Genomic DNA, 7,225 nt, shown 5'->3' with positions numbered 1-7,225 from the left:
AGCTATGTGGGTTTTTTTTCGTCCGCCAAAAAGCCCAGCCCTTGATCTGCATGGCTTCCATGCGTTTACGCAAATGGCATGCATAAATAAATGCATTTGTGCATTGACTGTATATGCATACATGCATATTCTTTGTCTCAAGCCGGCCAGAAAGGTCGGTGACAGGCAGAGATGCCAGGGGCAACCCACCGCTCTTTAGTGACACCGCTTCAAAGAACAGGCAGCGATGAACCGGCCTCAACGGTTCAGAGGGTTGGCAACTGACCCGGGTGTGCAGCGTAAAGCACCGCAAGCAGTTATCCGGCGGACAGGGTCGCGGTCGGAAGAACAATTTGAATCGATCCGTACCGCGCCAGTAGCGCCGAAAGATCAGGTGTCAGGACAGAAGCCCCCATCGCCGAAAACGCGAGCGGCTCCAGGACCGGGCATCAGGACCGCATTACTGAAAAGCCTGGGCGACCGGGCTTTTTGGAATGCCCACCGAACGCGGGCTCTGAAGAGAACCCTTCACCTTGAACGACAAGCCCAAACCATCACCGGCCAATGAATGGCCCTTTTTATTGCAGGAGGCGTGACATGACGAGCGAGCAACAAGCGTTGGTGGACATGCCTATCTGGCTGGTCATCCTGCTGGCCGTGGTCGGCGGGGTTTCCGGCGAAATGTGGCGCGCCGACAAGGACGGTGCCCGCGGCTGGGTGCTGCTGCGGCGCCTGGTATTGCGCTCCGGGGCCTGCATGATCTGTGGCGTGTCGACCATCATGCTGCTGTACGCAGCCGGCGTGTCGATCTGGACCGCCGGTGCCTTTGGCTGCCTGACCGCCATGGCCGGTGCGGACGCCGCCATCGGCATTTATGAACGCTGGGCGGCCAGGCGCTTGGGGATTGACGAAACGCCTCCCCCGGAGACCAGGCCGGAACAATAGCCGGATAGCAATCCGAATAAAGCGCTCATGACTCCCTCGGAATCACCAACGGACTGGAACCACCGGGCCCGAGAGCAGGGCCCAGCCCGCAAGGACGCGGGCTTTCTGGAGGCGAATGATTGTCTGTCGAACCCGTCAATCGACGGGTTTTTATTACCCGGTGAACCCCCATGAATATCACCCCGATTCTCACGCAACTGCGTGCTCAATGCCCCAGTCTTGCCAATCACATTTCCACCGGCCTTGATCTCGATCTGTTGCAAAGCAACACCACGCTGCAAACCCCGGCGGCCTTTGTCACGCTGATGACCGACCTGGCGAACAAGGACACCTCACAAAACGTCGCCCGCCAAACCCTGACCGATCGCCTGGAACTGACCCTGGTGCTCGACGCCAGCAACGGCGCCCAGGCCTTCGACCAACTCCACGGCCTGCGTGCCGAACTTTGGCGGGCCCTGGTCGGCTTCAAACCCGACACCTATTACAACCCCATCGAATACGACGGCGGCGGGCTGATCTCGATCAACGCCACCCGTCTGCTCTACAGCCTGCATTTCTTCGCCGAGTTCCAACTGGGGCGCAACCGCTCCACGGACCCGGCCGAAACCTGGCACGAGCGTGAACTGGACGGCTTGCCGTCTTTTACCGGGGTCACGGTGAAGGTCGATGCCATCGATCCCGCCGACCCCAATCTGCACCGCCCAGGCCCCGACGGGCGCCTGGAGCTGACTTTCTCTGGAGACGTAACGCAATGACCCAACGCATCACCGTAGTGCCGGCCCCGGGCCGCGCCGTACCGGATCTGGAAGCCGGCGACCTGCTACCGCTCGAAGGCCGTGAAGTGGCCGACAGCGCCTGGTGGCGCCGTCGTCTGGCTGATGGCGATATCACCCTCAACGCCGTGCAAGCGGCACAACCACAGGATGCCCAATAATGGCTATCGGATTCAGCAACATCCCCGCGGACCTGCGTGTTCCGCTGTTCTACGCCGAAATGGACAACTCGGCGGCCAATAGCGCGTCGTCGACCCTGCGCGGCCTGATCGTCGCCCAGGTCAACGACAACGCCACCAGCACCGAAATCGGCAGCCTGGTGCTGGTTTCCAGCGTCGCCCTGGCGAAAAGCATTGGTGGCCAGGGCTCGATGCTCGCCTCGATGTACGACACCTGGCGCAAGACCGATCCGATCGGCGAGATCTGGTGCCTGCCGCTGCAAAACACGGTGGGCAGCATCGCCAAGGCTGATCTGAAACTGACCGGCGCCGCCACCGAAAGCGGCGTGCTCAACCTGTATGTCGGTGGTGTGCGGGTCCAGGCCGCCGTGGTCAACGGGGCGACCGCCGCCCAGGCGGCCACCACCCTGGCGCTGCAAGTCAACGCCGCGACCGACCTGCCGGTGAGCGCCGTGGCCGTTGATGGCACCGTGACCCTGAGCTGCAAATGGACCGGTGACAGCGGCAACGACATCAACCTGCAGTTCAATCGCCTGGGCAAGAGCAATGGCGAGCAGACGCCTGCCGGCCTGACCATCGTCCCCGCGCCAATGGCCGGTGGCACCGGTGTGCCGGATCAGGTGGCCGCACTCGCGGCGCTCGGCGATGAACCGTTCGAGTTCATCAGCCAGCCCTGGTCCGATGTGGCGACCCTGAATACCTGGCAATCGGCGATGGACGACAGTGTCGGTCGCTGGTCCTGGTCCAAGCAACTGTTCGGTCATGTCTACACCGCCAAGCGCGGTACTGTCGGCACCCTGGTGGCTGCCGGTCAGACCCGTAACGATCAGCACATGACCATCCTGGCCATGGAGCCGGGTGTGCCACAACCGTTCTGGGTCCAGGCCGCGGCCTTGGCCGCGCGGACTTCGGTGTTCATCTCCGCCGATGCCAGCCGTCCGACCCAGAGCGGCAGCCTGGCGGGTATCGACCCGGCCGCGGCCAGTGAGCGTTTCACCCTGACCGAACGTCAGTCGCTGCTCAGCTACGGTCTGGCCACCGCGTACTACGAAGGCGGTTACGTGCGCATCCAGCGGGCGATCACCACCTACCAGAAAAATGCTTACGGCCAGGCGGATAACTCCTACCTGGACAGCGAGACCATGCACCAGTCGGCCTTTATCGTGCGCCGCCTGCAAAGCGTGATCACCAGCAAGTACGGTCGCCACAAGCTGGCGGACGATGGCACCCGCTTCGGCGCCGGCCAGCCGATCCTCACCCCGAGCACCATTCGCGGTGAACTGATTGCCCAGTACGCCAAGCTCGAACTGGAAGGTCACGTGGAGAACGCCGAGATGTTCGCCGATCACCTGATCGTCGAGCGCGACAGCCAGGACCCGAGCCGGGTCAACGTGTTGTTCCCGCCGGACTACATCAACGGCTTGCGTGTGTTCGCGCTGCTCAACCAGTTCCGCCTGCAGTACGACGCGGCGGCCTGATCGCCTGCCCACACTGCGTAACCCCAGCCCGCTCGATGCGGGCTTTTTATTGCAAGGAGATACACCATGGGTCAACTGATTGCGGGCACCTGCTACGTCAAAGTGGACGGCGCTCAACTGACTATCAATGGCGGCTGCGAAGCCCCGCTGATGTTCGTCAAACGGGAAACGGTCGTGCCGGGTTTTTACAAGGAAACCGACGTCGCTCCCACTTTCGCGGTGACCGCGTTGTACACGCCGGACTTCCCGCTCAAGCAACTGGTCGCCGGCACCGACATGACCGTCACCTGCGAATTCAGCAATGGCAAGGTCTACGTCCTGGCCGGTGCCTATCTGAGCGACACCCCGTCCGCCAAGGGTGACGACGCAACCATCGCGCTGAAATTCGAAGGCATCAAGGGGACCTGGCAATGACTGATCCGGTGAAGTTGCAGGTGCCCATCGAGGCCCACGGCGAACCCCTGAGCGAACTCACCCTGCGCCGTCCGACGGTGCAGGAAGTGCGGGCGATCAAGGCGCTGCCGTACAAGATCGACAAGGGCGAAGATGTCAGCCTCGACATGGATGTCGCGGCCAAGTACATCGCGGTCTGCGCCGGTATCCCGCCGTCGTCGGTCAACCAGCTGGACCTGTCCGACCTCAACACCTTGAGCTGGGCGGTGGCGGGTTTTTTCATGAGTGCGGCATCGCAGCCATCGGCGAGCTGATTGCGGTCGCCTATGACCTGGCCTGGTTCTGGAAGGTTGACCCCGAACAGATGATGGCCAGGCCACTGGATGTGCTCCGGGAATCCCTGGAGCACGCGCAACGGATCAATGCGATGCAGCAGGTGCAGTGATGGCTACGACCAATAACACGCTCACGGCGAATACCCAGACGGTTGTGAACATGGCCCTTGTCGTGAATGGCGTCCAGAAAATGGACGACGACCTGTCAGGGGTCAGCAAGAAAGTCGAAAGTTTCAAAAAGAGCCTGGAGGACAGCGGCCTGGGCGAGCTGGATCTCTCGGAGCTGTTCAAGGGCGAAGGCTTGGCGGCGCCTTTTGTCGAGGGCGTCAAGTCAGCGATCGAGGCGGAAAACAAGCTGGCCGAGGCCCGCAAGGGCGCCGAGGGATCTGATTCAGGGCCCACGGCAAAAAATCTGGCGAGTTTGAGTGAGGCGGTCGACAAGGTTTCCCTGAAGTTCGGCCAGGCGTTGTTGCCTGTGGTGAATTCCGTAGTGACGGCGTTGGTACCGCTGGTGAGCCGCGTCGCCGAGTTCGTGGCGGCCAATCCGAATCTGGTCCAGGGCCTGGCGGCGGGGGCGGTGGCGTTCACCGTCCTGCAAGGTGCGGTGGCCGGGGTGGCAGCGGTGGTGGGTGTGCTCGCTTCGCCGATCGGTTTGGTCGTGGTGGGTTTTGCCCTTGCCGCGGCGCTGATCGTTGCTTACTGGAAACCGATTTCAGGCTTTTTCATCGGACTTTGGGGCGATATCAAAGGCATGGCGGCCAGCTTCATGTCGGGATTGCAGGCGCTGCTCGATTGGTCGCCGATGCCGATGATCAGCGCGGGCTGGGAGACGATCAGCGTGTTTTTCGCCGGCCTTTGGCAGTCGATCACGACGGCAGCCGCTTCGGTGTTCGATTTTTTCAAGGAGCTGTTTTCCTGGACGCCACTGGGCCTGGTCATCGACAACTGGGGGGCTGTAACGGGGCTCTTCGATTCGATCTGGCGATTGCTCAAGGCCTTGGCCGTGCCGGTGATGGACTTTCTCAAGGGCGTGTTCGACTGGTCGCCGCTGGGGCTGATCATTAATAACTGGGGGGCGATCAGCGCCTTTTTCGGTGAGCTCTGGGACACGATCAAAGTGGCAAGCGCACCGGCGGTGGATTTCCTCAAGATGCTGTTCGATTGGTCGCCGCTGGTGCTGGTCATCAATAACTGGGGCGCTATCAGCGCTTACTTCGACACGATCTGGGCCGCGTTGCAAGACACGGCGCAGTCGCTCAAGGACTTCTTCCAGACCTTGTTCGACTGGTCCCCTGTCGGGCTGATCGTCGCCAACTGGGAGCCCATCGGCAAGGTCTTTTCTGACTTGTGGGATGTACTGCAAAGCCTGGCGACACCGGTCATGGACTTTTTCCAGACGATGTTCGACTGGTCTCCGTTGGGGATGATCATCAAGAACTGGGATCCGATTGTCGCCTGGTTCGCTGGCTGGTGGAGCAAGTTGCAAACCTTCATCACGCCGATCAAGGCGTTGTTCAGTGGTGGTTTCGGTGACTTTGTCGCCAAGGTCACCGGCCAGGTCGATGGCCTGGCGCAGCAACAAGAGGCCGGCAATGCCAAGGCGGCCAATGACAGCGGTTCTTCCTTCTGGAACTGGGGCGATTCGTCGAGCAGCAGCGACTCCGGTCTGACGGGCAACGGCAGCGGCCTTGTCCAGCAAACCGCCGCCAACAACCGCACGCAACTCGAAGGCGGCTTGACCGTGAACTTCAAGGACGCGCCAGCGGGCTTGCGCGTCGACCAAGCGCAAACCAATCAACCGGGCCTGGACCTGACGCCTCGCGTCGGCTATCGCTCGCTTTCCTACGGAGGTTCCTATGGCGACTAGCTGGCGTGATCGTTTGTTGCCGGCGTCGTTTCGCGGCGTACCCTTCTGGGTCGATCAGGCGAAAAACCCGGTCGGCCAGAAAGGCCAGTTGCATGAATACCCGCAGCGCGACCGGTCGTTTTTTGAAGGTCTCGGCCAGCAGTCGAAGATCTATGAACTGACCGCCTTTATCGTTGGCGCCGATTGCCTTGAGAAGCGTGACGCGCTGCTCAAGGCACTGGAGGAGGGCAGCGGCGAACTGGTTCACCCGTGGCAGGGACGGATGCAGGTCAAGGTCGGCGAGTGCGACATGACCCAGACCCGCAAGGATGGCGGGTTGGTGACCTTCAACCTGAAGTTCTACCCGGACGAACCGCTGCCGTTCCCCAAGGCCGTCGTCAACACCCAGAAGCAATTGCAGGTGGCGTCGGACAAATTGCTCGACGCTTCGGTGGCGCGTTTCGATGGGGCGATGTCGCAGATCAACCAGGCGCGGATCGGCCTGGAAAACCTGCGCAAGGGGATTACTCTGGCGTATCACGTGATCGAGCAGGAGTTGCAACCGCTGATCGAAACGTACGCGAACATCTATGCCCTGGTTCGCACGGTCAAGGAGTTCCCCCAGCAAGTGAGTGCCGCGGTTAAAAGCGTGCTGGGGGAATTCAACGGATTGGTGGGCGAAGTCAAAAGCGTTGTGGGCGAAGTTCGGGGCTTGAAAGACTTTGCCGTCCAGGGTTATCACGGAATGCTGGCCGACCTGTCGAAACAGGTCGAGGACGCCAAGTCCCTCGACGCCTCAAAACTGACCATTGGCAAGGACTCCGCCGCGGCCTCACAGGCCACGGTGAACCTGATCCAGGATGCCTTGCTGGTCCAGATCTCCCAGTTTGTCTCAATGATCCCGGTGGCGACGCCGGCGGTGAAACTGACGAGCACACCGTCGCTGGCCCAACAAGCCCAGCAGCCGGTGCAGCGGGCCGATGTGCCGGTGGTCGACGATGTGCTGGCGCTGCGTGACAGCCTCAACGATGTGATCTGGCAGGCGGCGCTCAAGGCCGACGCGGTGCAGTACCAGGCACTCAGTACCGTCCGCCAGGCCCTGACGCAGCATCTCAACGCAGTGGCATCCAACGGAGTGCGGCTGGTTGACCTGACGCCCAAGAGCACCCAGCCGGCCCTGGTCGTGTCTTACCAGAAGCTCGGTGATGCCACGCGGGTGGGGGAGGTGGTGCAGCGCAACCGGATTTCGCACCCCGGTTTCATACCGCCGGTGCCGTTGCAGGTCTCCAAGGAGTAA

The 7,225-nt window shown here is 61.6% G+C and carries 9 protein-coding genes; 8 read left to right on the top strand and 1 reads right to left on the bottom strand.

Translation table 11 applies throughout. The annotated features are described in order from the left end of the window. The coding region (locus tag M5C01_RS11560; RefSeq protein WP_248764308.1) for a hypothetical protein at window positions 1-184 on the bottom strand (184 nt) is incomplete at its 3' end. Between the two features lie 392 nt (window positions 185-576). Here M5C01_RS11560 and M5C01_RS11555 point away from each other — a divergent pair. The 8 genes from M5C01_RS11555 (at window position 577) to M5C01_RS11520 (ending at window position 7,225) form a co-directional block, all read left to right on the top strand. Continuing rightward, a complete protein-coding gene (locus M5C01_RS11555; protein WP_152737850.1) occupies window positions 577-924 on the top strand; it encodes a phage holin family protein in 348 nt (115 codons plus the stop codon). Window positions 925-1,094: 170 nt separating this feature from the next. Continuing rightward, entirely contained in the window at window positions 1,095-1,679 is a 585-nt protein-coding gene (locus tag M5C01_RS11550; RefSeq protein WP_152737852.1) for a hypothetical protein, read from the top strand. Continuing rightward, the gene (locus tag M5C01_RS11545) at window positions 1,676-1,858 is read left to right on the top strand and encodes a DUF2635 domain-containing protein (protein WP_103498942.1); all 183 of its coding nucleotides are present in this window, start codon (window positions 1,676-1,678) and stop codon (window positions 1,856-1,858) included. Before M5C01_RS11550 ends, M5C01_RS11545 begins: the two co-directional genes overlap by 4 nt. Further along, window positions 1,858-3,354, top strand: a complete 1,497-nt coding sequence (locus M5C01_RS11540; protein ID WP_152737853.1) for a phage tail sheath subtilisin-like domain-containing protein — start codon at window positions 1,858-1,860, stop codon at window positions 3,352-3,354. Before M5C01_RS11545 ends, M5C01_RS11540 begins: the two co-directional genes overlap by 1 nt. 66 nt (window positions 3,355-3,420) lie before the next feature. Then, entirely contained in the window at window positions 3,421-3,768 is a 348-nt protein-coding gene (locus tag M5C01_RS11535) for a phage tail tube protein (protein WP_100938665.1), read from the top strand. After that, complete coding sequence (locus M5C01_RS11530; RefSeq protein ID WP_100938666.1) at window positions 3,765-4,061, top strand: phage tail assembly protein; 297 nt, start codon at window positions 3,765-3,767, stop codon at window positions 4,059-4,061. Before M5C01_RS11535 ends, M5C01_RS11530 begins: the two co-directional genes overlap by 4 nt. 130 nt (window positions 4,062-4,191) lie before the next feature. Beyond that, window positions 4,192-5,949, top strand: coding sequence for a phage tail protein (locus tag M5C01_RS11525; RefSeq protein ID WP_152737855.1), 1,758 nt, complete (start codon window positions 4,192-4,194; stop codon window positions 5,947-5,949). After that, window positions 5,939-7,225 carry a DNA circularization N-terminal domain-containing protein gene (locus M5C01_RS11520; RefSeq protein ID WP_152737857.1) on the top strand — a complete coding sequence of 429 codons (1,287 nt, stop codon included), beginning with the start codon at window positions 5,939-5,941 and terminating at the stop codon, window positions 7,223-7,225. Before M5C01_RS11525 ends, M5C01_RS11520 begins: the two co-directional genes overlap by 11 nt.

This window comes from Pseudomonas sp. MWU12-2319, from assembly GCF_023242525.1.
Taxonomy (GTDB): domain Bacteria; phylum Pseudomonadota; class Gammaproteobacteria; order Pseudomonadales; family Pseudomonadaceae; genus Aquipseudomonas; species Aquipseudomonas gingeri_D.
The sequence above is the reverse complement of the archived record's forward strand: the minus strand, read 5'-3'. Positions and strand labels throughout refer to the sequence as shown.